At 65.6% G+C, this 24,336-nt stretch carries 23 protein-coding genes; 19 read left to right on the top strand and 4 right to left on the bottom strand.

Annotated elements, in window-relative coordinates:
- Positions 1–145: 145 nt before the first annotated feature.
- The 13 genes from phaC to HDG32_RS36155 all read left to right on the top strand — a co-directional run bounded on the left by phaC (position 146) and on the right by HDG32_RS36155 (position 12,899).
- Complete coding sequence (gene phaC, locus HDG32_RS04355) at positions 146–1,960, top strand: class I poly(R)-hydroxyalkanoic acid synthase (RefSeq protein ID WP_184064175.1); 1,815 nt, start codon at positions 146–148, stop codon at positions 1,958–1,960.
- Positions 1,961–2,156: 196 nt separating this feature from the next.
- On the top strand, positions 2,157–3,338 hold the full coding sequence (locus HDG32_RS04350; RefSeq protein WP_184063680.1) for an acetyl-CoA C-acetyltransferase: 1,182 nt from the start codon (positions 2,157–2,159) through the stop codon (positions 3,336–3,338).
- Positions 3,339–3,565: 227 nt separating this feature from the next.
- The gene (locus HDG32_RS04345; RefSeq protein WP_184003457.1) at positions 3,566–4,306 is read left to right on the top strand and encodes a 3-ketoacyl-ACP reductase; all 741 of its coding nucleotides are present in this window, start codon (positions 3,566–3,568) and stop codon (positions 4,304–4,306) included.
- 137 nt (positions 4,307–4,443) lie between these two features.
- A complete protein-coding gene (gene phaR, locus HDG32_RS04340; protein ID WP_184028813.1) occupies positions 4,444–5,061 on the top strand; it encodes a polyhydroxyalkanoate synthesis repressor PhaR in 618 nt (205 codons plus the stop codon).
- Between the two features lie 273 nt (positions 5,062–5,334).
- Complete coding sequence (locus HDG32_RS04335) at positions 5,335–6,378, top strand: tRNA-dihydrouridine synthase (protein WP_184063677.1); 1,044 nt, start codon at positions 5,335–5,337, stop codon at positions 6,376–6,378.
- An 81-nt stretch (positions 6,379–6,459) separates the two neighbouring features.
- On the top strand, positions 6,460–7,854 hold the full coding sequence (gene rimO, locus HDG32_RS04330) for a 30S ribosomal protein S12 methylthiotransferase RimO (protein ID WP_184043864.1): 1,395 nt from the start codon (positions 6,460–6,462) through the stop codon (positions 7,852–7,854).
- A gap of 3 nt (positions 7,855–7,857) precedes the next feature.
- Positions 7,858–8,808: a sugar kinase gene (locus HDG32_RS04325; RefSeq protein WP_184063674.1), complete on the top strand. Its 951-nt coding sequence runs from the start codon at positions 7,858–7,860 to the stop codon at positions 8,806–8,808.
- Positions 8,809–8,895: 87 nt separating this feature from the next.
- Complete coding sequence (gene bktB, locus HDG32_RS04320; protein WP_184003465.1) at positions 8,896–10,080, top strand: beta-ketothiolase BktB; 1,185 nt, start codon at positions 8,896–8,898, stop codon at positions 10,078–10,080.
- Between the two features lie 63 nt (positions 10,081–10,143).
- Positions 10,144–10,812, top strand: coding sequence for a hypothetical protein (locus tag HDG32_RS04315; protein ID WP_184063671.1), 669 nt, complete (start codon positions 10,144–10,146; stop codon positions 10,810–10,812).
- Positions 10,813–10,896: 84 nt separating this feature from the next.
- Positions 10,897–12,081: a cystathionine beta-lyase gene (locus tag HDG32_RS04310; protein WP_184063669.1), complete on the top strand. Its 1,185-nt coding sequence runs from the start codon at positions 10,897–10,899 to the stop codon at positions 12,079–12,081.
- Between the two features lie 183 nt (positions 12,082–12,264).
- The gene (locus HDG32_RS04305) at positions 12,265–12,453 is read left to right on the top strand and encodes a hypothetical protein (protein ID WP_184063668.1); all 189 of its coding nucleotides are present in this window, start codon (positions 12,265–12,267) and stop codon (positions 12,451–12,453) included.
- The gene (locus tag HDG32_RS04300) at positions 12,453–12,716 is read left to right on the top strand and encodes a hypothetical protein (protein ID WP_184063666.1); all 264 of its coding nucleotides are present in this window, start codon (positions 12,453–12,455) and stop codon (positions 12,714–12,716) included. Before HDG32_RS04305 ends, HDG32_RS04300 begins: the two co-directional genes overlap by 1 nt.
- Before the next feature lie 51 nt (positions 12,717–12,767).
- Complete coding sequence (locus HDG32_RS36155; RefSeq protein WP_260321381.1) at positions 12,768–12,899, top strand: hypothetical protein; 132 nt, start codon at positions 12,768–12,770, stop codon at positions 12,897–12,899.
- Between the two features lie 78 nt (positions 12,900–12,977).
- On the opposite strand, the gene serB is transcribed toward HDG32_RS36155, so the two are convergent.
- Entirely contained in the window at positions 12,978–13,817 is an 840-nt protein-coding gene (serB, locus tag HDG32_RS04295; protein ID WP_184063664.1) for a phosphoserine phosphatase SerB, read from the bottom strand.
- A gap of 281 nt (positions 13,818–14,098) precedes the next feature.
- Here serB and HDG32_RS04290 point away from each other — a divergent pair, with 281 nt between their 5' ends.
- From HDG32_RS04290 to HDG32_RS04275, 4 genes are all read left to right on the top strand, one after another.
- Positions 14,099–15,334: a cytochrome P450 gene (locus HDG32_RS04290; RefSeq protein WP_184063662.1), complete on the top strand. Its 1,236-nt coding sequence runs from the start codon at positions 14,099–14,101 to the stop codon at positions 15,332–15,334.
- A 200-nt stretch (positions 15,335–15,534) separates the two neighbouring features.
- Complete coding sequence (locus HDG32_RS04285; protein ID WP_184063660.1) at positions 15,535–16,545, top strand: Ku protein; 1,011 nt, start codon at positions 15,535–15,537, stop codon at positions 16,543–16,545.
- A gap of 48 nt (positions 16,546–16,593) precedes the next feature.
- On the top strand, positions 16,594–19,410 hold the full coding sequence (gene ligD / locus HDG32_RS04280) for a DNA ligase D (protein ID WP_184063658.1): 2,817 nt from the start codon (positions 16,594–16,596) through the stop codon (positions 19,408–19,410).
- 87 nt (positions 19,411–19,497) lie between these two features.
- Positions 19,498–19,800, top strand: a complete 303-nt coding sequence (locus tag HDG32_RS04275) for a hypothetical protein (protein WP_184063655.1) — start codon at positions 19,498–19,500, stop codon at positions 19,798–19,800.
- Between the two features lie 25 nt (positions 19,801–19,825).
- Here HDG32_RS04275 and HDG32_RS04270 read toward each other — a convergent pair whose 3' ends face one another.
- Positions 19,826–20,794, bottom strand: coding sequence for a LysR family transcriptional regulator (locus tag HDG32_RS04270; RefSeq protein WP_184063651.1), 969 nt, complete (start codon positions 20,792–20,794; stop codon positions 19,826–19,828).
- Between the two features lie 112 nt (positions 20,795–20,906).
- On the opposite strand from HDG32_RS04270, the gene HDG32_RS04265 reads away from it, so the two are divergent.
- Both HDG32_RS04265 and HDG32_RS04260 read left to right on the top strand, forming a co-directional pair.
- Complete coding sequence (locus HDG32_RS04265) at positions 20,907–21,923, top strand: zinc-binding alcohol dehydrogenase family protein (protein ID WP_184063648.1); 1,017 nt, start codon at positions 20,907–20,909, stop codon at positions 21,921–21,923.
- A 233-nt stretch (positions 21,924–22,156) separates the two neighbouring features.
- Positions 22,157–22,705 (top strand): DUF6013 family protein, encoded by a 549-nt coding sequence (locus HDG32_RS04260; RefSeq protein ID WP_184063645.1) that lies wholly within the window; start codon positions 22,157–22,159, stop codon positions 22,703–22,705.
- A 69-nt stretch (positions 22,706–22,774) separates the two neighbouring features.
- On the opposite strand, the gene HDG32_RS04255 is transcribed toward HDG32_RS04260, so the two are convergent.
- Together HDG32_RS04255 and HDG32_RS04250 are read right to left on the bottom strand one after the other, a co-directional pair.
- Entirely contained in the window at positions 22,775–23,581 is an 807-nt protein-coding gene (locus HDG32_RS04255) for an ABC transporter permease (RefSeq protein ID WP_184063642.1), read from the bottom strand.
- Positions 23,578–24,318: an ATP-binding cassette domain-containing protein gene (locus HDG32_RS04250; protein WP_184063639.1), complete on the bottom strand. Its 741-nt coding sequence runs from the start codon at positions 24,316–24,318 to the stop codon at positions 23,578–23,580. The genes HDG32_RS04255 and HDG32_RS04250 overlap by 4 nt, the downstream gene beginning before the upstream one ends.
- Positions 24,319–24,336: the final 18 nt, after the last annotated feature.

The following is a 24,336-nucleotide window of genomic DNA, read 5'->3' as shown; positions in this document are numbered from 1 at the left end:
GGACCTGCCTCTCAACCCGTCCGCAAGGACTTACCGGTCAAAAGCAGGTATGGCAGCATCTCATTCCTCAGCTTCCCCCAGCACCGACTCCTCGAAGGAGCAGACGCAGCAGGCCGGTACGAGCGGTGCATCGTCAGCCGCAGGCATGCAGCAATTTCTCGACGCCTGGATGAACGCCTGGCGTTCGTTCGGCGCGCAGCCCAGTGGCACGGCATTTCAGATGCCCTCAATGCCGCAGATGCCGGACCTTGCACAGATAACGGCGGGCTTCCCGCAAATACCGGCGTTTCCCGGCATGCCCGACTTCAGCAAGCTGGCCGCCGGTGCGTTGCCGTCGTTGCCGGGGCTGAGCATTCCCACCGCCGCGATTCCGCCCGAGCGTTTGCAGAAGCTGCAGACCGACTATTCGCGCGAGGCGATGGAGCTGATCCAGCAGGCCACCACGTCGGCGATCAAGGCGCCCGAGCTCAAGGACCGGCGCTTTAGCGCAGACGCCTGGAGCGCGGCGCCCGCCTACGCGTTCACCGCCGCGTGGTATCTGCTGAACGCGCGCTATCTGCAGCAGCTGGTCGACGCGCTCGACACCCAGCCGAAAACCCGCGAGCGCATTCGCTTCGCGGTCCAGCAGTGGACCGCGGCGGCCTCGCCGAGCAACTTCTTCGCGCTGAATCCCGAAGCGCAGAAAACGCTGCTCGACAGTAAAGGCGAGAGCTTGCGCCAGGGCGTGATGAACCTGCTCGCCGACATGCAGCGCGGCAAGATTTCCCAAACCGACGAATCGCGTTTCGCGGTCGGCGAGAACCTCGCGAACACCGAAGGCTCGGTCGTGTTCGAGAACGATCTGCTGCAGCTGATCCAGTACAAGCCGCGCACGGCGACCGTGCGCGAGCGGCCGCTCCTGATCGTGCCGCCGTGCATCAACAAGTACTACATTCTCGACCTGCAACCCGAAAACTCGCTCGTCGCGCACGGGCTTGATTCGGGCCATCAGGTGTTCCTGATTTCGTGGCGCAACGCGGATCAGTCCATCGCGCACAAGACGTGGGACGACTACATCGGCGAGGGTGTACTCACCTCGATCGACACCGTGCGCAAGATCAGCGGCCGCGAGCAGATCAATACGCTCGGCTTTTGCGTCGGCGGCACGATGCTCGCCACCGCGCTCGCGGTGGCTGCGGCGCGCGGCGAACATCCGGCCGCGTCGATGACGCTGCTCACCGCGATGCTCGACTTCTCCGACACGGGCGTGCTCGACGTGTTCGTCGACGAGGCGCACGTGCAGATGCGCGAGCAGAGCATCGGCGGCAAGAACGGCGCGCCGCCGGGACTGATGCGCGGCGTCGAGTTCGCGAACACGTTCTCGTTCCTGCGCCCGAACGACCTCGTGTGGAACTACGTCGTCGACAGTTACCTGAAGGGCCGCACGCCGGTACCGTTCGACCTGCTGTACTGGAACAGCGACTCGACCAGTCTGCCTGGGCCGATGTACGTCTGGTATCTGCGCAACACGTATCTCGAGAACAAGCTGCGCGAGCCCGGTGCGCTGACCACCTGCGGCGAGCCGATCGATCTGTCGAAGATCGACGTGCCGACCTTCATCTACGGTTCGCGCGAAGACCATATCGTGCCGTGGCAAACCGCATATGCGTCGGCGCCGCTGCTCACCGGGCCGCTAAAGTTCGTGCTCGGCGCGTCGGGCCATATCGCCGGCGTGATCAATCCGCCCGCGAAGAAAAAGCGCAGCTTCTGGAAGCTCGATACCGACGCGAACACGCTGCCCGAACGCGCGGACGAATGGTTCGACGCGGCGACCGAAGTGCCCGGCAGCTGGTGGCCGGAATGGACCGACTGGCTCGATCAGTACGGCGGCAAGAAAGTGAAGCCGCGCGCCAATTTGGGCTCCGACGAATTCCCGGTCATCGAGCCGGCGCCGGGCCGCTACGTGCGGCAACGGGAGTAGGTTCACGCACAGGCTCGACGCGCGCGGACGGCATTGCTGTCGACGTCGGCATAGTGCGCAGTCGGCCGGTGCATAGGTGTTTGGCAGGTGAATGAGCGTCTGGTTGATGAAGGCGTGAGAGCAACGCAAGTTGCAACGCAATTTTTAACGTAACGGGCTGTGGCGCAGTTGGCCGGGATGCCCGGAGGATATGGAAATGACTGATGTTGTGATCGTATCGGCCGCTCGTACTGCAGTGGGCAAGTTTGGTGGGTCGCTGGCGAAGATTGCCGCACCTGAACTCGGCGCGGTCGCGGTGCGCGCCGTGCTCGAACGGGCAGGCGTGAAGCCGGAACAGGTGAGCGAAGTTATTCTGGGCCAGGTGCTGACGGCGGGCTCCGGTCAGAACCCCGCGCGTCAGGCGCTGATCAAGGCGGGTTTGCCGGCGGCCGTGCCGGGCATGACGATCAACAAGGTCTGCGGCTCAGGTCTGAAGGCCGTGATGCTCGCGGCCAACGCGATCATCGCCGGTGACGCGGACATCGTCGTGGCAGGCGGCCAGGAAAACATGAGCGCCGCGCCGCACGTGCTGCCGGGTTCGCGCGACGGTTTCCGCATGGGCGACGCGAAGCTGATCGACTCGATGATCGTTGACGGCCTGTGGGACGTCTACAACCAGTACCACATGGGCGTGACGGCCGAGAACGTCGCGCAGGAGCACGGCATCACGCGCGAACAGCAGGACGCGTTCGCGGCGCTGTCGCAGAACAAGGCGGAAGCCGCGCAGAAGTCGGGGCGCTTCAACGACGAAATCGTGCCGGTCGAGATTCCGCAACGCAAGGGCGAGCCGCTGCGCTTCACCACCGACGAATTCGTGCGTCATGGCGTGACGGCCGAATCACTCGCGAGCCTGAAGCCGGCGTTCTCGAAGGAAGGCACGGTCACGGCGGCCAACGCATCGGGTCTGAACGACGGCGCAGCCGCGGTGCTCGTGATGTCGCTGAAAAAAGCGGAAGCGCTCGGCCTCACACCGCTCGCGCGCATCAAGGCATACGCGAACGCGGGTGTCGATCCGAAGGTGATGGGCATGGGCCCGGTACCGTCTTCGCGCCGTTGCCTCGAGCGCGCGGGCTGGACGCCGGCCGACCTCGACCTGATGGAAATCAACGAAGCGTTTGCCGCGCAGGCGCTCGCCGTGCACAAGCAGATGGGCTGGGACACGTCGAAGATCAACGTGAACGGCGGCGCGATCGCGATCGGCCACCCGATCGGCGCGTCCGGTTGCCGGATTCTCGTCACGCTGCTGCACGAAATGCAGAAGCGCGATGCGAAGAAGGGTCTGGCGTCGCTGTGTATCGGCGGCGGCATGGGTGTCGCGCTCGCGGTCGAGCGCGTTTAAAGTACGCTGGGTACGCCGCGCGCACTCGCGACCGGTCGCGCGCGGTCTTCGCCAGCACAGGCATCTGGCTGCGCCGCACGTCAACTGGCGGTGCGGCGCGTTGCAACAGGTGACTCGTGTCGGCAGTGCGCGTTGCCAGACGGTCGCCCGGCGGCAACGCGAACCAGCATCAGGCGAGGCACGAGGCCGCCGGCAGGCGCCTCGACAACGATAACGGAGTGTGGTTTATGACACAGCGAATTGCGTACGTAACGGGCGGCATGGGCGGCATCGGCACCAGCATCTGCCAGCGTCTGCACAAGGAAGGCTTCAGGGTGATCGCCGGCTGCGGCCCGAATTCGCCGCGCCGTGCGAAGTGGCTCGACGAGCAGAAGGTACTCGGCTACGACTTCGTCGCCTCCGAGGGTAACGTCGGTGACTGGCAATCGACCAAGGACGCATTCGACAAGGTCAAGGCCGAAGTCGGCGAGATCGACGTGCTGGTCAACAATGCCGGCATCACGCGCGACGTCGTGTTCCGCAAGATGACGCACGAAGACTGGACGGCGGTGATCGACACCAATCTGACCAGCCTGTTCAACGTCACCAAGCAGGTGATCGACGGCATGGTCGAGCGTGGCTTTGGCCGGGTGATCAACATTTCGTCGGTGAACGGCCAGAAGGGCCAGTTCGGCCAGACCAATTATTCGACCGCGAAGGCCGGCATTCACGGCTTTACGATGTCGCTCGCGCAGGAAGTCGCGACCAAGGGCGTGACGGTCAACACCGTGTCGCCGGGCTACATCGGCACCGACATGGTCAAGGCGATCCGCCCGGACGTGCTGGAAAAAATCGTCGCGACGATTCCGGTGCGCCGCCTCGGTCAGCCGGGCGAAATCGGCTCGATCGTCGCGTGGCTTGCGTCGGAAGAATCGGGCTTCGCCACGGGCGCCGATTTTTCGCTGAACGGCGGCTTGCATATGGGCTGAGCCATCGGCGCGCCGGACCGGAAGGCGGCGCGCTTCGGCTCAGATGGTTTCGCCGGCGTCCCGGCTGCGCAATGGATCCCGTTGCACAACCCGGACGCCGTTTCCGCGTTTGCTTAACTCGAGCTTAAAGGCGTTACATGACTACTACTACAAAGAAAACGGCCGAACGACTGATCAAGAAATATCCGAATCGTCGGCTCTACGACACCGAGACGAGTACCTACATCACGCTGACTGATGTGAAGCAACTCGTGCTCGATCAGGAAGATTTCAAGGTGATCGATGCCAAAAGCAACGAGGACCTGACGCGCTCGATCCTGCTGCAGATCATTCTCGAAGAAGAGAGCGGCGGCCTGCCGATGTTCTCGTCGTCGATGCTGTCGCAGATCATCCGGTTCTACGGTCATGCGATGCAAGGCATGATGGGCACGTATCTGGAAAAGAACATCCAGGCCTTCATCGACATTCAGGCGAAGCTTGCCGACCAGTCGAAGAATCTCTATGAAGGCAAGGCGATGAACCCCGAAGTCTGGTCGCAGTTCATGAACATGCAGGCGCCGATGATGCAGGGCATGATGACCAGCTACATCGAGCAATCGAAGAACATGTTCGTGCAGATGCAGGAGCAGATGCAGAATCAGGCGAAGACCATGTTCGCCACGTTCCCGTTTACGCCGGGCGGCGCGGTCAACGCGAGCAATGCGAGCAATGCGCCGGCCACGCCGCAGGCCAATCCGGAGACGGAGAAGAAGTGAAGGAGTGAATGGCGGCGAGCTCGCGGGAGTGCAGCCGCCGACGCGCTACAATGGCGGCCCGCGCGGGGGGACGCTGTTCCGTCGGAACCGGATTCCGGCCGCGGCTCGATGTCCGTTGCGTCCACTGCTGGCACACCGCTGCTTGCGCCGTTACCGTTTCTTCCGCTGGACCCGTCCTATGTTTCAAACCGTCTCCCCGATCGCGTCAGCGTCTTCCGTTGCGAAGGCCGCGCGGATCATTCTGCTCTGACCCGCCGTTCACCCACACCGCTCATGAGCCGGCTGTTTCTCGCCCCGATGGAAGGGCTCGCTGACTATGTGCTGCGCGACGTGCTGACGAGCGCGGGCGCTTTCGACGGCTGCGTATCCGAGTTCATCCGCATCACAGGCTCGCTGCTGCCAACCCGCGTCTACGAGCGCGAGGCGCCCGAAATCCTGCACGCGAGCGTGACCGCCAGTGGCACGCCGATGGTGATCCAGCTGCTCGGCAGCGATCCCGAGTGGATGGCACGCAATGCCGCGTACGCGGCCATGCTGTCGCCCAACGGTATCGACCTGAACTTCGGCTGTCCCGCCAAAGTCGTCAATCAGCACGGCGGCGGCGCGATGCTGCTCGCGAACCCGAAGTTGCTGAACCAGATCGTCTCGGCCGTGCGCGCCGCGGTGCCTGCCGATATCGCGGTGACGGCAAAAATGCGCCTCGGCGTGTCCGACACGTCGCGGGCGATCGAATGCGCGCAGGCGCTCGCGGACGGCGGCGCGGCCTCGCTCGTCGTGCATGCGCGCACGCGCGACGACCGCTATCGGCCGCCTGCGCACTGGGAGTGGATCGCGCGCATCGACGACGCCGTCGACGTGCCCGTCATCGCGAACGGCGAAGTCTGGACGGTGGGGGACTGGCAGCGTTGCCGCTCGGTCAGCGGCTGCGCGGACGTGATGATCGGGCGCGGCGCCGTGTCGGATCCGTTCCTCGCGCAGCGAATCCGCGGGCTCCTCGACCCGTGTCCATCTGCCGACGAATGGCAGCAGGTGCTGGGTTCGATCGTCGGCTACATGAACAAGCTGCGGGCGCATGGCACGCTGACCCATGAGCACGGCCGCGTCAAGAAGTGGCTCAGCTACCTGCAGCGGACCTGGCCGCAAGCCGCCGAACTGCATGCGGCGATCCGGCGAGTGCAGGACTCTGACGAAATTCTTACGGTAATCGGCCAGGCGCTGGCGGCCGGAGCCGCGTCGGCGCCGACGCGTCAGCACGTTTCCAGCGACGAAAATGGCGAGCTGAATCAACCCGATCCTGCCGAACCCATCCCCGTTTGAAGACTGGAATTCAAAGACTTACGAGCGGTGGCGGTGGCGAACCGCTACAATTCAGGGTTTAACGTCTTCAAGCGGTTCCCCATGTCTTCCACCCCCTCGAACGCTCCGGCCGTGCCGGGCGCCACGCCGAAAGTCGGCTTCGTCTCTCTCGGCTGCCCCAAGGCCCTCGTCGATTCCGAGCAGATCATCACCCAGTTGCGCGCCGAAGGCTACGAAATCTCCGGCACCTATGACGGCGCGGACCTCGTGGTCGTCAACACCTGCGGCTTCATCGACGAAGCCGTGCAGGAAAGCCTCGACGCGATCGGCGAAGCGCTCAACGAAAACGGCAAGGTGATCGTCACCGGTTGCCTCGGTGCGAAGAAGAGTGCGAGCGGCTCGGGGCTGATCGAGGAAGTGCATCCGAAGGTGCTCGCGGTGACCGGCCCGCACGCGCTCGGCGAGGTGATGCAGGCGGTGCACAGCCATCTGCCGAAGCCGCACGATCCGTTCGTCGATCTGGTGCCCGCCGCGGGCGTCAAGCTCACGCCGCGCCACTACGCGTACCTGAAGATTTCCGAAGGCTGCAATCACCGCTGCACGTTCTGCATCATCCCGTCGATGCGCGGCGATCTGGTGTCGCGCCCGGTCGCGGAAGTGATGCTCGAAGCGGAGAACCTGTTCAAGTCCGGCGTGAAGGAACTGCTCGTGATCTCGCAGGACACGAGCGCATATGGCGTCGACGTCAAATACCGCACCGGTTTCTGGAACGGCAAGCCGATCAAGACGCGCATGACGGATCTGGTCGCCGCGCTCGGCGAACTCGCCGCGCAGTATGGTGCGTGGGTGCGCCTGCATTACGTGTATCCGTATCCGAGCGTCGACGAAGTGATTCCGATGATGGCCGAGGGTCCGTACAAGGGCCACGTGCTGCCGTATCTCGACGTGCCGTTCCAGCACGCGCATCCGGAAGTGCTGAAGCGCATGAAGCGCCCGGCCAACGCCGGGAAGGTGATGGAGCGCGTCAAGGCCTGGCGCGAGATCTGCCCCGATCTGACGATCCGCAGCACGTTCATCGCCGGTTTTCCGGGCGAGACCGAAGAGCAGTTCGAGACGCTGCTCGATTTCATCCGCGAGGCGGAACTCGATCGCGTCGGCTGTTTCGCGTATTCGCCGGTCGAAGGCGCGAGCGCGAACGAACTCGACGGCGCGCTGCCCGATGAAGTGCGTGAGGAACGTCGCGCGCGCTTCATGGAAGTGGCCGAGCAGGTGTCGGCCAAGCGCATCGCGAGGAAGGTCGGCAAGACGCTGAAGGTGCTCGTCGACGAAATCAACGCGGACGGCGGCATCGGCCGCACCGCGGCGGATGCGCCGGAGATCGACGGCGTCGTCTATATCGCGCCGTCCGCCAAGGCGTCGAAGCGCTACAAGGTCGGCGATTTCGTGTCGGTGAAGATCACCGGCGCGGACGGCCACGATTTGTGGGGCGAGGTCTAAGCGATGACGCACAGCGCGGCCGCACAGCGTGAAGCTCACACACCGGACATCCTCGCGCTCGGCGAGGCGATGATCGAATTCAACCAGTCGGCGAAGGATCAACCGAACTACCTGCAAGGCTTCGGCGGCGACACCTCGAACTTCTGCATCGCGGCCGCGCGCCAGGGTGCGAGGACCGGCTTCGTGTCGGCGGTCGGCGCCGATCATTTCGGACGCCTGCTGGTCGATCTGTGGGAGCGCGAGCAGGTCGACACGTCGTTCGTGCGCATCGATGCGCAAGCGTCGACCGGCGTCTATTTCGTGTCTCACGGCCCCAACGGCCACGCGTTCGACTATCTGCGCGCGGGCTCGGCGGCGAGCCGCTATGCACCCGCCGATCTGCCGCGCGACGCGCTCGCGGCGGCGAAGGTCGTCCATCTGTCCGGCATCAGTCTCGCGATCAGCGTCAGCGCCTGCGACGCCGCGCTCGAAGCGATCGCGCATGCGCGCGCGAATGGCGCGCGCGTGAGCTTCGACACCAATCTGCGTCTTAAGCTGTGGCCGCTGGCGCGGGCGCGCGCGGTGATGCTCGAGGCGATCCGCCAGACTGACATCTGCCTGCCGAGCTGGGACGATGTGACCGAACTGACGGGGCTGACCGGCCGTGACGAGATCGTCGATTTTTTGCTGTCGCATGGGTCGGGCGTGGTCGCGCTGAAGCTCGGCAAGGACGGCTCGTATATCGCGACGCCGAACGAGCGGCGCGTCGTGCCGGGTCACGTCGTCGACGCGGTCGATGCAACCGGCGCCGGCGACTGTTTCGGCGGCGCCTTCATCGCGCGCATCGTCGCGGGCGACGATCCATTTGCCGCCGCGCGCTACGCGAACGTTGCCGCCGCGCTGTCCACGCAAGGTTATGGCGCGGTCGCGCCGATTCCGTCGCGCGAGACAGTCGAGCGGCGGCTGGCGAACTAGGTTTTACGTAAGCCGCGCGCGGCGCAGCATGGCCCGCGCTGGTGCAATCATCCAGGCAGACTGGAGAGACAACAGGAGGGACAAGCGATGCAACGGGACGTAGTGGTGGTAAGTGGTGTGCGCACGGCAATCGGCACGTTCGGCGGCAGCCTGAAGGATTTCGCGCCGACCGATCTCGGCGCGCGCGTGGTGCGCGAAGTGCTCGAGCGCGCGAGCGTGTCGGGCGACGAAGTCGGACACGTCGTGTTCGGCAACGTCGTGCACACCGAGCCGAAAGACATGTATCTCGCGCGCGTCGCCGCGATCAACGGCGGGGTCGCGCAGCATACACCCGCGCTGACCGTGAACCGGCTGTGCGGCTCGGGCTTGCAGGCCATCGTCTCGGCCGCGCAAAGCGTGCTGCTCGGCGATGCCGATATCGCGATCGGCGGCGGCGCTGAAAACATGAGCCGCGCGCCTTACTCGATGCCGGCCGCGCGCTTCGGACAGCGCATGGGCGACGCGCGTCTGGTCGACATGATGGTCGGCGCGCTCAACGATCCTTTCCAGTCGATCCACATGGGCGTGACCGCCGAGAACGTCGCGCGCAAGTACGAGATCTCGCGCGACGCGCAGGACGCGCTCGCGCTCGAGTCGCATCGTCGCGCGGCCCACGCGATCACGAGCGGCTACTTCAAGGAACAGATTCTGCCGATCACGATTGCGTCGAAGAAGGGCGACGTCGTGTTCGACACGGACGAGCACGCGAGGCTGAACGCAACGGCGGACGACTTCGCGAAGTTGAAGCCGGTGTTCGCGAAGGAAAACGGCACGGTGACGGCGGGCAACGCGTCGGGCATCAATGACGCGGCCGCGGCCGTCGTACTGATGGAGCGTAGCGTCGCCGAGCGGCGCGGCGTGAAGCCGTTGGCGCGGCTCGTGTCGTACGCGCATGCGGGCGTCGATCCGGCGTATATGGGCATCGGGCCGGTGCCGGCGAGCCGCAAGGCGCTCGAGCGGGCGGGTCTCACGGTCGCCGATCTCGACGTGATCGAGGCCAACGAGGCATTCGCCGCGCAGGCCTGCGCGGTCAGCAAGGAGCTCGGCTTCGATCCGGCCAAGGTCAATCCGAACGGCTCGGGCATTTCGCTCGGCCATCCGATCGGCGCGACCGGCGCGCTGATTACCGTGAAGGCGCTGTACGAGCTGCAGCGCATCGGCGGGCGCTATGCGCTCGTCACGATGTGCATCGGCGGCGGCCAGGGGATCGCGGCGGTTTTCGAGCGTCTGTGAGCGCGCACGGCAGGCCGGCGCGACATAGGTAGCAAGCAGGAACCAGCAACAAGGATCGACGGGATGCAGGAAGCGAAAGTGACGAAGGGTTCGGCAACGCGCGCCTTGCGCCGGCGCGCCGGCGTGGTGGTGAGTGCCGCCGCGCTGTTGTGCACGGGCACGGTGCTGTGGATGCCGTCGCAGGCGTGGGCGCAAAGCGATGCGGTCAAGGCACTGGCCGCGCCGCCGCCGATCCAGCTGCCGCTGAAACCGAGCCCCGAGTTCGCGAAGTTTCCGCGCTACGTGGGCACGCTCGGCGCGCGGCCGATCGTGCTGCGGCTCGGGCCCAAGACCGACGATCCATCTGGCGTGCACGGCGAGTATCAGTACACCGATAGCGGCGAGGTGATTCTGATCGCCGGCGATCGCGACGGCGATACGCTCGAAGTCGAGGAATCGAACGACGGCACGCATATCACCGGCAACTGGGTTGGCAAGTTCGCGGCGGACGGCTCGCTCGAAGGCGACCGCATGAACGTCGACGATTCGAACCCGCAGGAATTCAACCTGAAGCCGCTGGCGGCAGGGCAGGCGGTGCCGCTGGCCGGTTCGGCCGGCGGTGCGGCGACGAGGCCTGCAGCCCCCTCACCGCAACCGGCCGCGGCCAACGGCGCAGCGGCGGTTCCCGCGCCGGCACCCGCTGCCGGCGGGCACCCAGTGGGCGGCGTCAGCAACCTGCAAACGGGCTACTGATGCGCACGCGCGCCGGGCATCCGGAATCGCGCAGCGCGGCCGTTGCTTCAGGCTCGCTTCACTATGTTTTTCACCGAGCTTCACATGACTGAATCCAAATTCAAACATGGCCTGCAGACCCGCATCGTGCGTGCCGAGGACCAGATCACGCCGGGCTTCGAATCGTTCTCGACGCCCGTCACGCGCGCGTCGACGGTGGTGTTTCCCGACCTCGCCGCGATGCGCGCGCTCGACTGGAAAAACGACGCGCAATGGCGCTACGGCCTGCATGCGACGCCGACGCAGATCGCGCTCGCTCAGCGCCTCGCCGCGATCGAGGGCGGCAATCATGCGCTGCTGCAGCCGTCGGGGCTGTCGTCGATCTCGAACGTCTACTTCGGCCTCGTGAAGGCCGGCGACGACGTGCTGATTCCCGATAATGTGTACTCGCCGAACCGCGACCACGGCGACTGGCTCGCGCGCGATTTCGGTATCACGGCGCGCTACTACGATCCGCTGATCGGCGCCGGCATCGCCAGTCTGATCCAGCCGAACACGCGCCTGATCTGGATCGAGGCGCCCGGCTCGGTGACGATGGAAGTGCCCGACGTGCCGGCCATCACGGCGGCGGCGCGCGCGCGCAAGGTCGTCACCGCGATCGACAACACGTGGTCCGCGGGCCTCGCGTTCCGGCCGTTCGACCACGGCGTCGACATCTCGGTGCAGGCGCTGACCAAATACCAGTCGGGCGGCGGCGACGTGCTGATGGGCGCGACGATCACGGTCGACCGCGACGTGCATGTGAAGCTGAAGGCGGCGCGCATGCGCATGGGCATCGGCGTGTCCTCGGACGACTGCTCGCTGATCCTGCGCAGCCTGCCGAGCATGCAATTGCGTTTCGCGCAGCACGATCGCGTGGCGCTGTCGCTCGCGACGTGGTTGAAGAGCCGGCCGGAAATCGTCGCGGTGTTGCATCCGGCGCTCGGTGACTGTCCGGGGCACGAAGTGTACAAGCGCGATTTCAGCGGCGCGGGCGGACTGTTTTCGGTGGTGTTCGACGAACGGTACAGCGCGGCGCGGATCGACACGTTTTGCGAGTCGCTCGAACTGTTTTCGCTCGGCTGGAGCTGGGGCGGCGCGCATAGCCTCGCGATGCCGTACGACATCGCGTCGATGCGCACTGCGGCGCAGTGGCCGCGTCGCGGCACGTTGGTGCGCTTCTATATCGGTCTGGAAGACGAGGCGGACCTGCGTGCGGATATCGAGCAGAGCCTGGCCAAGCTGGCTTAACACGCGTTAGCCCTGTTCGACACGTTGTTCGAGAAGCCCGCCGGGATGTGTTCCCGGCGGGCTTTTTTGTTGCCCTGAGTATCAGGCAGACCCGACCGTTCGGCCGAATGTTCGATGCCGCGGCGCGACGCTACGATCGTGTGCTTGCCGGATAACGTTGCGGCGCTCGGGGGAGGGGCTTGGATGAATCTTTTCTTCTGGCTGTTGCTGAACCTTGCGGTGCCGATTGCCGGGTCGATCTTTACGCTCGCGCTCGTCGCGCCCGCGTATGGCTGGCGCGTTGCCAGGACGATGATTGCGGCGTCGGTCGAGGACGGGCAACTGTTCTGGTGTGCGATCGGACTTTGCGCCGCCGCGATTATGAGGCGGTGATGGCCTTGGAGCAGGGCAGCGGGGAGACGTCGATGCTTGCGTTGGGGATCGTTGGGTTCTGCGGGTTGGCGTTCGCCTGTTCCATAGCCGTGATGGCGTGCTTACTCAAGGTGCGGCGGGACGGCTTCGGCACCGCTATCGATCACCGGCAGACCGAGTCCGTGGTTGGCGCGCTATCGCGTGGGGCGATAGGCACGTCAATTTTCATGACCTGCCTGGCGGCGCTTCTTCTATCCGCGGCCCTGCACATTTACCTCAATTAGTTTTATTGGATAGTGCAGCTCTTATACTTGTTCTGTCTTGTGGAGGAGCTTATGAAACAATTTATCCTGTCATTGGAAATAGGCAAAAATCACGATCGCATCATGAAGGGCGTGTTGATCTTCAGCATCCTGATTTCCATCGGCATGTTCGCGCTGTTCCTGCCGGCCATTTTCAACAGATAACGCAACGGTTCGCGCGGCTCGCTAGCGCGTCGGTCGTTGTGCCGACGCGAGCGATGACGAATCCCTCGAGCGCCAGCCTCAAACCAACCGCAGCAAACCGTCCAGTCCAACGAAATTGAACGACACGCTGGCTGCTTCCCGCACCACCGGCTTCGCCCGGAATGCAACGGAGAGTCCCGCTTCGGCCATCATTTTCAGGTCGTTCGAGCCGTCGCCCATCGCAATTGCGCGCGACGGTTCGATGCCGAGCGTCGCGCAGGTTTCGCGCAGCGTGCGCGCTTTCACGTCGGCATTGACGATCTCGCCCATCACATTGCCGGTCAGCTTGCCGTCGATGATTTCAAGCGTGTTCGCGCGCGTGAAATCGAGCCCAAGGCGCGTCTTCAGCTTCGCGGTGAAGAACGTGAAGCCGCCCGACACGAGCAGCGTTTTCAGGCCCGCCTGTTTCGCGCCGGCCAGCATGCGTTCGGCGCCAGGCGACAACCGCAGCCGCTCCTCGTACACGCGCTCGAGCGCGCTGGCGTCGAGCCCTTTCAGCAGCGCGACCCGACGAATCAGGCTCTCGTTGAAGTCCGTGATCTCACCGCGCATCGCAGCCTCGGTGATCGCCGCGACTTCGGCTTTGAGCCCGCAGAAATCGGCGATTTCGTCGATGCACTCGATCGTGATCAGCGTCGAATCCATGTCCATCGCGACGAGGCCGAAGTCGCTCAACTGGCGGCCGGTTTCGACAAACGCGTAGTCGAGTCGATGCGCATAGCAATACGCTTCGACGTCGGCGCGTTGCGCGAGGTTCGCGCCGGCGATGCGAATCGCGTGCTCGTCGATCACGGCGGCGTGCGAGCCGCGTGCGAGCGCGACGAGCGTTTTGTGGTGGTCGGCGGAAAGGGGGGCGACGCTTTGAATGACGAGGTTCATGGACGACCGGTGACGCGGGAAGAAGGAGGCGCGTGGCGCGCGGAAGATCGCGCTATTGTATCGGTTCTGTGCGTTGGCCCGTCGCAGGCGGCTTTGCCGGGCTTGCCGTGCGCTCCGGCGGCGTGCGGTTCATACTGGCGCATCGAATCATGTGATGCAGTCGTCGCGTTGGCTGAAGCCGGCGATCGGCGCATCGCCGTAACGGAGCAGGCCGAACGAATACGGTCACACGAACCCACCACCCCACACGGGCGCAACAAGACGCCCCACGGAGACAACGCATGACCCCGGCAACCGCCAGCGAGGCATCCTCCCTTGCCCGCGACTTCGATCTGCGTCATCTGAGCCCGGCGTTCTACGCCGATCCCTATCCGGTCTATCACGCACTGCGCAGCTATGAGCCAATCCGGCGCATGCCCGACGGCTCGCTGTTCCTGACGCGCTTTCGCGACGTGCAGGCGGTCTACCGCGACCCCAAGACGTTCAGCTCCGACAAGACCGTCGAGTTCCGCCCGAAATACGGCGACTCTCTCCTCTACGCGCATCACACCACGAGTCTCGTGTTCAACGATCCGCCGCGCCATACGCGGGTGCGCAAGCTGATCGCCGGCGCGCTGACCGCGCGCGCGATCGCGGCGATGGAGCCCGCCCTGATCCGGCTCGTCGACGGCCTGCTCGATGCGGCCGCGCAGCGCGGGCGTATCGATCTGATCGGCGAATTCGCGTCGGCGATTCCGGTCGAGGTCATCGGCAATCTGCTCGAGGTGCCGCACGATGAACGCGCGCCGTTGCGCGACTGGTCGCTCGCGATACTGGGCGCGCTCGAGCCGTCGCTGACCGACGCGCAGTTCGAGCGCGGCAATCGCGCGGTCAGCGAATTCGTCGAGTATCTGCGCGGCCTCGTCGCACGACGCCGCCGCGAGCCGGGCGATCCGCAGCACGACGTGCTGACGCGGCTGATCCAGGGAGAGGGGCCGGACGAGCAGCTATCTGAAGCCGAACTGCTGCAGAACTGCATTTTCATCCTGAACGCCGGGCACGAAACGACCACCAACCTGATCGGCAACGGGCTCGTCACGCTGAGCGAGTGGCCTGACGAGCGTGCCGCGCTGCTGCGCGAGCGGGAGTTGATCGGCACCGCGGTCGAGGAGTGCTTGCGCTTCGAGAGTTCGAACCAGCTCGGCAATCGCATGGCCACCGTCGATACCGAGATCGGCGGCGTCGCGCTCGCGCGCGGCACGCCGGTCACGCTGTGCATCGGCGCGGCCAATCGCGATCCCGAGCAGTTTGCCGAGCCGGACCGCTTCGATATTTGCCGCGACCCGAACCGGCATCTCGCGTTCGGGTTCGGGATTCATCAGTGCGCGGGTCTGTCGCTGGCGCGGCTGGAGGCGCGGATTGCGATCGGGCGCTTCGTGCAGCGCTTCCCGGCGTATCGCGTCGATGGTGAGCCGACGCGGGGCGGTCGCGTGCGATTTCGCGGGTTTGCGTCGGTACCGGTCCTGCTCGAGCCTTGATGCGGGCGCCGCGTAGACCGCGCGCACCAGGAAAACCGTAGGTTTTGCCGCCTCGTCGCAAGACTTACAACCCCATGACAGCACGCCGCCGAGCCGAACCGCTCCTGCTTTACGCGTGGCAGCAGTGTCGAGCGCGCCGAAACGCGGGCACGCTTACTGCTTCGCCTGATATCTCAGGGCCATGGGACAGGGAGCGCGCGATGGCACACATGATCTGGAAGGGCGCAATCAGTTTCGGGCTCGTCCACGTACCGGTGCAGCTTTATCCGGCGACGCAGTCGGAGAAGGTCGGCTTCAATCTGCTCGACAAGCGCACGATCGATCCGATCGGCTACAAGCAGATCAACAAGCGGACCGGCAAGGACGTGACCCGCGACAACATCGTGCGCGGCTTCGAGTACGAGAAGGATCGCTACGTCGTGCTGTCGGACGACGAAATCCGCTCGGCGAACCCCGAGTCGACGCAGACGGTCGACATCCTCGCGTTCGTCGACGCCCCCGACATCTCGTTTCTCTATCTCGATACGCCGTATTTCCTGACGCCCGACCGCAAGGGTGAAAAGGTCTATGCGCTATTGCGCGAGGCGATGACGGCGTCGGGCAAGATCGGCGTCGCGAGTGTCGTGCTGCACAACAAGCAGCATCTGGCGGCGCTGATTCCGCTCGGTCCGATGCTCGCGCTGAACACACTGCGCTGGGCCGACGAGGTGCGCAATTTCGACGAATTCAACGTGCCGCCCGAAGGCATGAAGGCCGCCGGCGTGTCGGCGAAAGAACTCGACATGGCGAAAAAGCTGATCGACGACATGAGCGAGCCGTGGGACCCGATGCAGTATCACGATACGTTTCGCGACGACATCATGGCGCTCGTCGAGCGCAAGATCCAGGCGGGCAAGACCGAGGAGGTCGTCGAGGTCGAAACGCCGCACGAGTCGCGCAAGTCCGCCGACATTCTCGACCTGTCCGATCTGCTGCGCCGCAGTCTTGGCCGCGGCAAGGGCAAGCAGGCCACCACGGGCCGCAAGCGCGCCGCCGACGAGGACGAGGATCAGAGCGATAACGAGGCCGAGTCCGATGAAGAGGCGGCCGCGCCCGCGCGCAAAAAGCCGCGCGCGGCGAGCACGGCGCGCGGTCGCAGCGGTAGCGGCGGCAGCGGGCGCGCGACGTCGAAAACCACCGCAACGTCCCGCAAACGGCGCGCGGCGGCCTGAGCGCGCGGCCGAGCCGTCTATGGCACCAAACGCACCGGAGTCATCGCCATGAACGACCGGCTCGACCACTATCATCGCAAGCGCCGCTTCGAGGACACGCCGGAGCCGGCCGGCGCGACGACCCGCGAGCGCGCCGCGAGCAAGACCGGCAAGCGCGCGACGCGTGCCGCGCCCGATACGCTCTCCTACGTGATCCAGGAGCACGACGCGCGGCGTCTGCACTACGACTTCCGGCTCGAACTGAACGGCGCGCTGCTGTCGTGGGCGGTTCCGAAGGGGCCGAGCCTCGACCCGTCGGTCAAGCGGCTCGCGGTGCACGTCGAGGACCATCCGGTCGAATACGGTACCTTCGAGGGCGAGATTCCGCCCGGCAACTACGGCGCGGGAACCGTGATCGTGTGGGATCGCGGCACGTGGGAGCCGGCGGGCGGCGCGGCCGAAGCCGCGCGGTCGTACGCGGCCGGCAAGCTCAAGTTTCATTTGCACGGCGAGAAGCTGCATGGCGGCTGGACGCTCGTACGGAGCCACATGCGCGGCAGCGGCGACAAGGAGCAATGGCTGCTGATCAAGGAGCGCGACGAGGAAGCGCGCGACGAAAGCGACTACGACGTGCTGAAGAAGCTGCCGGGCAGCGTGCTGGCCGACGGGGCTTCGAAAGGCAGGAAAACGAAGCAATCGAAAGCGCAGACGAAAACCTCGCGCGACGGCAAGGCCACGAGCGCGGGCAAGCCGGCGAAATCCGCATCCTCGCGCCGCGCAGCCGATCCCAAACGCCCCGACATCTTCGCGACGCGCAGCGCGCAGTCGCTACGCGAACTCGCCGCATCGCCGTCGATCGAAGGCGCGGTCAAAGCCGCCTTGCCCGCGAGCCTGAAGCCGGAGCTGGCGACGCTCGTCGACAGCGCGCCGCCAGGCGATGACTGGCTCTACGAAATCAAGTTCGACGGCTACCGCGTGCTCGCGCGCATCGACCACGCCTCGAAAGCGAAGGGCGGTGCCGTCAGCGTTTTCACGCGCAACGGCAACGATTGGACCGCAAAGTTCAGCAAGCAGATCGAGGCGCTCGCGGCACTCGATGTGCAAAGCGCGTGGCTCGACGGCGAAGCGGTCGTGCTCGATGAACGCGACGTGCCGAACTTCCAGTTGCTGCAAAACGCGTTCGATGCGCATCGCCCACAGGACATCGTGATCTATCTGTTCGATCTGCCGTTTCTGAACGGCTACGACCTGCGCGACGTGCCGCTCGAACGGCGCCGCGCGATTTTGCGGGCGCTGCTCGAAGGCGTCGACGATCGCGTGCTGCGCTTTTCGAACGACTTCGCGTTCAGCGCCGACGAGTTGCTCAAGAGCGCGTGCGACATGGCGCTCGAAGGCATCATCGGCAAGCGGCGCGACAGCAGCTATGTGTCGGGCCGCTCGCCGTCGTGGATCAAGCTGAAGTGCCGGCGCCGCCAGGAGTTCGTGATCGGCGGCTATTCGGAGCCGGGCGGCAGCCGCGCGGCGTTCGGCGCGCTGCTGCTCGGCGTCTACGACGCCGATGGCCGGCTGCAGTACGCAGGCCGCGTCGGCACCGGCTTCGACGCCGCGCTGCTGCGCTCGGTCAAACATGCGCTCGACGCGCACGCGAGCAAGCGCATGCCGTTCGCGAGCACACCGCGCGAGCGCAGCCGCACGCCCGTGCATTGGGTCGAGCCGGTGCTCGTTGCCGAATGCAACTTCGCCGAATGGACGGGCGACGGCATCGTGCGCCAGGCGTCGTTCGTCAGCCTGCGCGACGACAAGCCGGCCCGCCAGATCGTCAGGGAAACCGCCCGACAAGGAGTCGACGTGCAACAGCAAACCGAAACCGCCAGCGCCGATACGCCGCAAACAGGCGCGCCGAAAAAGCGCGCAACCAGCAAGACCGCCAGTGCCGCCAGGCCCGCCGCCAAGGAAAGCGCGCCCGCTCGAACCACGGCAACACGCTCGCGTGCACAGAGCGAAATCGCCGGCGTGCGCATCTCGCATCCCGATCGCGTGATCGACAAAGACAGCGGCGCAAGCAAACTCGAACTGGTGCAGTACTACGAATCAATCGCCGAATGGATGCTGCCGCATCTGCGCGAGCGGCCCGTCGCGCTGGTGCGCGCGCCCGAGGATATCGGCGGTGAGCTGTTCTTCCAGAAGCACAGCCAGAAGCTGTCGATTCCGCACGTCACGCAGCACGAGGGACTCGATCCGGGCCATCCTCCGCTGATCACGATCGACACGCTTGCCGCGCTGGTCGGCGCCGCGCAGATGGGCACCGTCGAGTTTCATACGTGGAATGCGGTCGCGTCGAATATCGAAAAGCCCGATCGCATGGTGTTCGATCTCGACCCGGACCCATCGCTCGGCTGGGAACGCATGGTCGAGGCCGCGCAACTGACCCGCTCGCTGCTCGACGAACTGGGCCTGAAGTCGTTCTGCAAGACGAGCGGCGGCAAGGGCTTGCACGTGGTCGTGCCGCTCGCGAAGCAGGCCGGCTGGGACGAAGTGAAGGATTTCTCGCAGGCGGTCGCGCAGCACATGGCGACGACGCTGCCGCAGTACTTCAGCGCCAAGATGGGCGCGCAGAATCGCAAGAAAAAGATTTTCATCGACTATCTGCGCAACAACCGTGGCTCGAGCACGGTGGCCGCATTCTCGGCGCGCGCGCGGCCGGGGCTCGGGGTGTCGGTGCCGCTCGCGTGGGACGAACTGGAGAGCACGACGAGCGGCGATCAATGGGGCATCCGCAATGTCCACGAGCGTGTGGACGGCCTCAGAAACGACCCGTGGGCCGACTACGCAAAGACGCGTCAGCGCATCACCGCGGCGATGAAAAAGCGTCTGGGCGTCGCGTGATGAGCGCTCGTCCGGGGGGCTGAATCCAACCCGCGAATTCGCCGTGCGTACTTGGCGCGCGAACGCGCTTCGCGAAGGAGCAATGCAATGAAGACCCAGCCGCAATCGACCGATGGCGACCCGCAAGCCGACCCGCACGCGAACAAGGATCCGAAGTCGTTGCAGGAAGCCGCGGCGCCGCTGCCGCATGAAGCCGACCAGCATCCCGAGTCGCAGCACGAGGACGAGCCGCGCCATGTCGGCAAGCAGGCGCATGACGACATCGAGCATGGGCAGCAGGATACCGACCGCCGCGGCGGCGGCGAGTATCAGCAACGCACGCAGAACGACGCGCATGCCGATGTGAACTCGGATCGCAAGCAGGGCGGCGCAAAGGGCGGCAAGCGCTGACGCGGCGTAGCGGGCATCGCGCCGCCTACGCGCCCGCCAGGCCAACCGGCTCGCGATCCCAGTGCGGCGGATCGCCAAAATGCGCGGCGACGAAGTCGATGAAGGCGAGCGTCTTCGGCGGCAGGAACGCGCGGCTTGGATACACGGCCCAGATCGCGACGTCGTCCGCGAGAGGATAGCTGTCGAGCACGCTGACGAGTTTGCCGCTGCGCAGATAGGGCGCCACGTCCCATGTCGATTTCAGCGCGATGCCGAAGCCCGCGAGCAGCGCGTCGCGAATCACCTCGCCGTTGTCGGTGACGAGGCGGCCGCTCACGCGCACGTCGAGGGGACCGGCGGGCGTCACGAAGCGCCAGTCGCGCTGCGCCGACAGGATGATGCACTCGTGCCGCGCGAGATCCGACGGATGATGCGGCGTGCCGCGCGCGGCCAGATAGGCGGGGGCCGCGCACAGCACGCGGCGGTTGACCGCGAGCCGCCGCGCGACCAGCGACGAATCCTTCAGCACGCCGACGCGAATCGCGACATCGATTCCCGCGTCGACCAGATCGACCACCTGATCGGTCAGGCGCAGATCGACGCTGACCCCCGGATAGCGGCGCAGAAACTCGCTGATCACCGGCGACACATGCTGACGCCCGAACGACGACGGCATCGACACGCGCAGCCGTCCCTGCGGCTCGGCCTGCGCGCGGCCGACCGATGCGCGCGCGGCGGCAGCCGCGTCGAGCAGCGCCGCGGCGCGCGTCATGAACACTTCACCGTCCTGGGTGAGGCTGATGCGGCGCGTGGTCCGATGCAACAAACGCGCGCCGAGGATTTTTTCGAGTTGTGCGATCCGCGCGCTCGCGACCGCCGCCGACAAACCGAACTCGCGCCCGGCCGCCGACACGTTGGCGAGCAGCGCGGCACGCACGAACAACGCGACGTCGAGCAGATCGAGCCGTTCGCGTTCGCTGGGCACGGACCGGCCGGCCGGGCTTGAATCGTCCATTATTCTGAAATACCAAAAAATGATTCAGTGATTATGGCTGTTTTATCAGAATAAGAACCATCCTACGATACGAGTCATGCGTGCACATCAACCGAACCCACAAGGAGCAGCCATGAAAGCCGTCGGACTCTACCGTTATCTGCCCATCGATCACGCCGAAGCGCTCGTCGACGTCGAGATCCCGCAACCCGAAGCGACCGGCCGCGATCTGCTGGTCAAGGTCGAAGCCATTTCCGTGAACCCGGTCGACACCAAGGTGCGCGCGCCGAAAGACACGCTCGAGAAGACGCCGCGCGTGCTCGGCTGGGATGCGGCAGGCACCGTCGTCGCGGCCGGGCCCGAGGTCACGCTGTTCAAGGTCGGCGATCCGGTGTTCTATGCGGGCAGCATTACCCGGCCGGGGGCCAACAGCGAGTTTCATCTGGTGGACGAACGGATCGTCGGGCACAAGCCGGCGTCGCTCGATTTCACGCACGCGGCCGCGCTGCCACTGACCGCGATCACTGCGTGGGAAGCATTGTTCGATCGCCTCGGCGTATCGCCGCAGGGCGCCGACGCAGGCCGTACGGTGCTGATTTTCGGCGGCGCGGGCGGGGTCGGCTCGATCGGCATCCAGCTCGCGAAGCAGCTCGGCAAGCTGCAGGTGATCGCGACCGCGTCGCGGCCCGAATCGGCGAAATGGGCACGGGAGCTCGGCGCGGATCACATCGTCGATCATTTCGGCGACGTGCCCGCGCAGATGAAGGAGATCGGCATCGAGCAGGTCGACTACGTGCTGATCTTCAACGACACCGACCGTAATTTCCCGGCCGCCGCGCAACTGATCAAGCCGCAAGGCGGCGTCTGCACGATCGTCGAGAACAGCGCCGCCGTGCCCGTCGAATTGCTGAAGGCGAAGAGCGCCGCGTTTCACTGGGAGTTCATGTTCACCCGCTCGATGTTCGGCACGACCGACATGATCGAGCAGCACAAGCTGCTGACCGAGGTCGCGCGGCTCGTCGATGCCGGCACGTTGCGCACGACGCTCGGCCAGGACCTCGGCCGCATCAACGCGGAGAATCTGCGTCGCGCGCATGGGTTGCTCGAAGCAGGACGCGCGATCGGCAAGCTGGTGCTGACCGGCTTCTGAGATGAAATCGACGCGCAGAAAGCGCGTCGCCGCAAGCGGGTTAACACCCGGGCCGACACGACACGCGCGGCAGCGCGCTTGGCGTTAGACTGACGACGCAGCATGCCAAAACGGTTGCGTGTCTTGCGGCGAGGCCAACCGGTATGAACCGGCCGGCCCTCGGCAGTGCGCGAACAGTGCACAGGCAGTCGCGTCGACGCGAGCGCGCAGCGGCACAACAAGGAGGTGACAGTATGAGCTTCAGCTTCAAACTCTCCGCCGTTTCCGTTGTCGCTTCTCTCGCCTGCGCGCTCGTGCCGGCTGCTCGCGCAGCCACGCCGATCACGGTGACCAACAAGGCCGCGCTCGACGGTCCGATCCGCTACACCGTTCGCGTCACGTCGAAACAGTTCGGCAATTCCCAGGAGACCCGCACGATCCGCTCGGGCGAATCGGACGACTTCACGTGGAAGACCGTGCCGCCCGGCGGTCCGGTGGCCGCGACGGACGCATGCCCGGACTATGCGTCGCTGCCGGTCGACGAGAATGGCGCGATGATCCGCCAGACGCAGATCCGCTTCGCGCCGGTGGTGTCGAGCGACGGCACCGCGGCCGTCCAGCTGAGCTTCCAGGCGCAGACGCCGCATGGCGTGAAAACCGTGACGAGCGGCGGCAAGACGCTCAAGTGTCCGAACGATATGCGCGTGAGTCAGATCGTGCGTTTCACGATGCCGGTCAACGGCACGACGAAAACGCTGACGCTGACCGACGGCACGCAGATCGCCGTCACCGCGAAGCGTTGAAGGTTCGAGCGTGCGGCGTGATGGCCGCGTGCGCGACCGTAGCACGCGCTAGCGCGTCATCCTTGTGCGTCATCCTTTGCGTGCCTCACGCTCGCCGAGCCGCGCCGGCAAGAACTGATGCTCGGCCGAAAAGAGCCGCCGGTACGTGAGCAGCACCGCGCCCACGGTCCCCAGCGCCGCTGCCGCGGCGATCAGAAACATGATGACGATCTGATAGCGCACCGCCTGCAATGGCGACTGCCCGGCCAGCACCTGACCGGTCATCATGCCCGGCAAACTGACGACGCCGACCACCGCCATCTGGTTCAACGTCGGCATCATGCCCGCGCGCACCGCCTGGCGCGCCGGCGCCTGCGCGGCCTCCCAGCGTGTCGCGCCGAGCGCGAGCGCCATGTCGACGCGGTCGCGCCGCGCGGTCAGCTCCTCGGTCATCCGCTCGATGCCGAGCGATACACCGGTCAGCGTGTTGCCGAGGATCATGCCGAGAATCGGAATCGCATATTGCGGCGCGTACCACGGATGGATGCGGATCACGACGAACAGTCCCACCGCGGCCACGAGCCACGAGCTGACCCAGATCGACAGCACGCTGTCGGCGCGTTGTCCGGCATAGGTGTGGCTGCCGCGCTGCGCGCCGGCGAAACCGGCGATCAGCGTCATCACGATCATCAGCGGCAGCACCACGTACCAGCGAGCGAAACTGAACACCCAGCCGAGCACATAGCCGATCGCGAGCAACTGGACCACGGTGCGCACCGCCGCCCATGCGAGCTTGCGCTCGAGATCGAGCTTCAGCGCGACCGACACCGCGCCATTCACGACGATCAGCAGCGTCGCGATCGCTACGTCCCATAAGCTCAGATTCTGCAGGCTCATTGGCGGGGCTCCCGACGCTGGTCCGCGGGAGCGCGTTGGTCCGCATCGCGCCGCACGGAAGTGTGTTCGGCCAGTACGCCGGCGCGCATCGTCAGATGCCGTTCGCTCATGCGTGCCGCCTGCTCGAGATCATGCGACACCCACATCGATGCGTGAGCGCCCGGCGCGGCATCGAACCACGCCTGCACGAGCGCTTCGATCGCGCGCGACGACGCCGGGTCGAGCGATGCGGTCGGCTCGTCGAGCAACAGCACTTCGGGCGCGAGTTGCAGCACGCGGATCAGTGCGGCGATCTGCGCTTCGCCACCCGATAATTCGCTGGCGCGCTTGCCGAGAAAGTCCTCGCCGCGGCCGGCCTGCATCGCAAGACTGGCCGCGCGCGTGCGATCGAAGCGCGCGTCGCGATATGCCCGCAGCTCAAACGGATAGCGCAGATTGTCTTCGACGCTGCCGTCGATCAGCGCGGGCCGCTGCCGGATATACGCGATTGCGCGCCGGTAGCGCGGAATCCGCGCACGCTCGAGCGGCGCGCCATGCCACAGGATGCGCCCCGCATCGACCGGATCGAGCAGCGCGAGCGCGCGCAGAAACACGCTCTTGCCGGAGCCGGACGGTCCGGTAATCGCGACGCGCTCGCCGGCGCGCAGGGCGAAGGTGGTCGGCTGCAACAGCGTCTGGCCGCGTTGCGCATCGCGCCGCACGATGCCGTCGGCGAGGACGAAGGGAACATCGGTCATGGTTGGAACGTCGTGGGG

Source organism: Paraburkholderia sp. CI2, assembly GCF_014201055.1.
Lineage (GTDB): Bacteria > Pseudomonadota > Gammaproteobacteria > Burkholderiales > Burkholderiaceae > Paraburkholderia > Paraburkholderia tuberum.
Note: the sequence above shows the minus strand (reverse complement) of the source record. Positions and strands in the feature narration are given on the sequence as shown.

What these genes read in the sequence shown, in the direction of transcription:
- HDG32_RS04310 (WP_184063669.1), top strand. Translation starts at nt 10,897, where the DNA reads ATGACTGAATCCAAATTCAAACATGGCCTGCAGACCCGCATCGTGCGT.
- phaR (WP_184028813.1), top strand. Translation starts at nt 4,444, where the DNA reads ATGACTACTACTACAAAGAAAACGGCCGAACGACTGATCAAGAAATAT.
- HDG32_RS04315 (WP_184063671.1), top strand. Translation starts at nt 10,144, where the DNA reads ATGCAGGAAGCGAAAGTGACGAAGGGTTCGGCAACGCGCGCCTTGCGC.
- HDG32_RS04350 (WP_184063680.1), top strand. Translation starts at nt 2,157, where the DNA reads ATGACTGATGTTGTGATCGTATCGGCCGCTCGTACTGCAGTGGGCAAG.
- rimO (WP_184043864.1), top strand. Translation starts at nt 6,460, where the DNA reads ATGTCTTCCACCCCCTCGAACGCTCCGGCCGTGCCGGGCGCCACGCCG.
- HDG32_RS04285 (WP_184063660.1), top strand. Translation starts at nt 15,535, where the DNA reads ATGGCACACATGATCTGGAAGGGCGCAATCAGTTTCGGGCTCGTCCAC.
- HDG32_RS04325 (WP_184063674.1), top strand. Translation starts at nt 7,858, where the DNA reads ATGACGCACAGCGCGGCCGCACAGCGTGAAGCTCACACACCGGACATC.
- ligD (WP_184063658.1), top strand. Translation starts at nt 16,594, where the DNA reads ATGAACGACCGGCTCGACCACTATCATCGCAAGCGCCGCTTCGAGGAC.
- HDG32_RS04265 (WP_184063648.1), top strand. Translation starts at nt 20,907, where the DNA reads ATGAAAGCCGTCGGACTCTACCGTTATCTGCCCATCGATCACGCCGAA.
- HDG32_RS36155 (WP_260321381.1), top strand. Translation starts at nt 12,768, where the DNA reads ATGAAACAATTTATCCTGTCATTGGAAATAGGCAAAAATCACGATCGC.
- bktB (WP_184003465.1), top strand. Translation starts at nt 8,896, where the DNA reads ATGCAACGGGACGTAGTGGTGGTAAGTGGTGTGCGCACGGCAATCGGC.
- phaC (WP_184064175.1), top strand. Translation starts at nt 146, where the DNA reads ATGCAGCAATTTCTCGACGCCTGGATGAACGCCTGGCGTTCGTTCGGC.
- HDG32_RS04305 (WP_184063668.1), top strand. Translation starts at nt 12,265, where the DNA reads ATGAATCTTTTCTTCTGGCTGTTGCTGAACCTTGCGGTGCCGATTGCC.
- HDG32_RS04255 (WP_184063642.1), bottom strand. Translation starts at nt 23,581, where the DNA reads ATGAGCCTGCAGAATCTGAGCTTATGGGACGTAGCGATCGCGACGCTG.
- HDG32_RS04345 (WP_184003457.1), top strand. Translation starts at nt 3,566, where the DNA reads ATGACACAGCGAATTGCGTACGTAACGGGCGGCATGGGCGGCATCGGC.
- HDG32_RS04290 (WP_184063662.1), top strand. Translation starts at nt 14,099, where the DNA reads ATGACCCCGGCAACCGCCAGCGAGGCATCCTCCCTTGCCCGCGACTTC.
- HDG32_RS04250 (WP_184063639.1), bottom strand. Translation starts at nt 24,318, where the DNA reads ATGACCGATGTTCCCTTCGTCCTCGCCGACGGCATCGTGCGGCGCGAT.
- serB (WP_184063664.1), bottom strand. Translation starts at nt 13,817, where the DNA reads ATGAACCTCGTCATTCAAAGCGTCGCCCCCCTTTCCGCCGACCACCAC.
- HDG32_RS04275 (WP_184063655.1), top strand. Translation starts at nt 19,498, where the DNA reads ATGAAGACCCAGCCGCAATCGACCGATGGCGACCCGCAAGCCGACCCG.
- HDG32_RS04300 (WP_184063666.1), top strand. Translation starts at nt 12,453, where the DNA reads ATGGCCTTGGAGCAGGGCAGCGGGGAGACGTCGATGCTTGCGTTGGGG.
- HDG32_RS04270 (WP_184063651.1), bottom strand. Translation starts at nt 20,794, where the DNA reads ATGGACGATTCAAGCCCGGCCGGCCGGTCCGTGCCCAGCGAACGCGAA.
- HDG32_RS04260 (WP_184063645.1), top strand. Translation starts at nt 22,157, where the DNA reads ATGAGCTTCAGCTTCAAACTCTCCGCCGTTTCCGTTGTCGCTTCTCTC.
- HDG32_RS04335 (WP_184063677.1), top strand. Translation starts at nt 5,335, where the DNA reads ATGAGCCGGCTGTTTCTCGCCCCGATGGAAGGGCTCGCTGACTATGTG.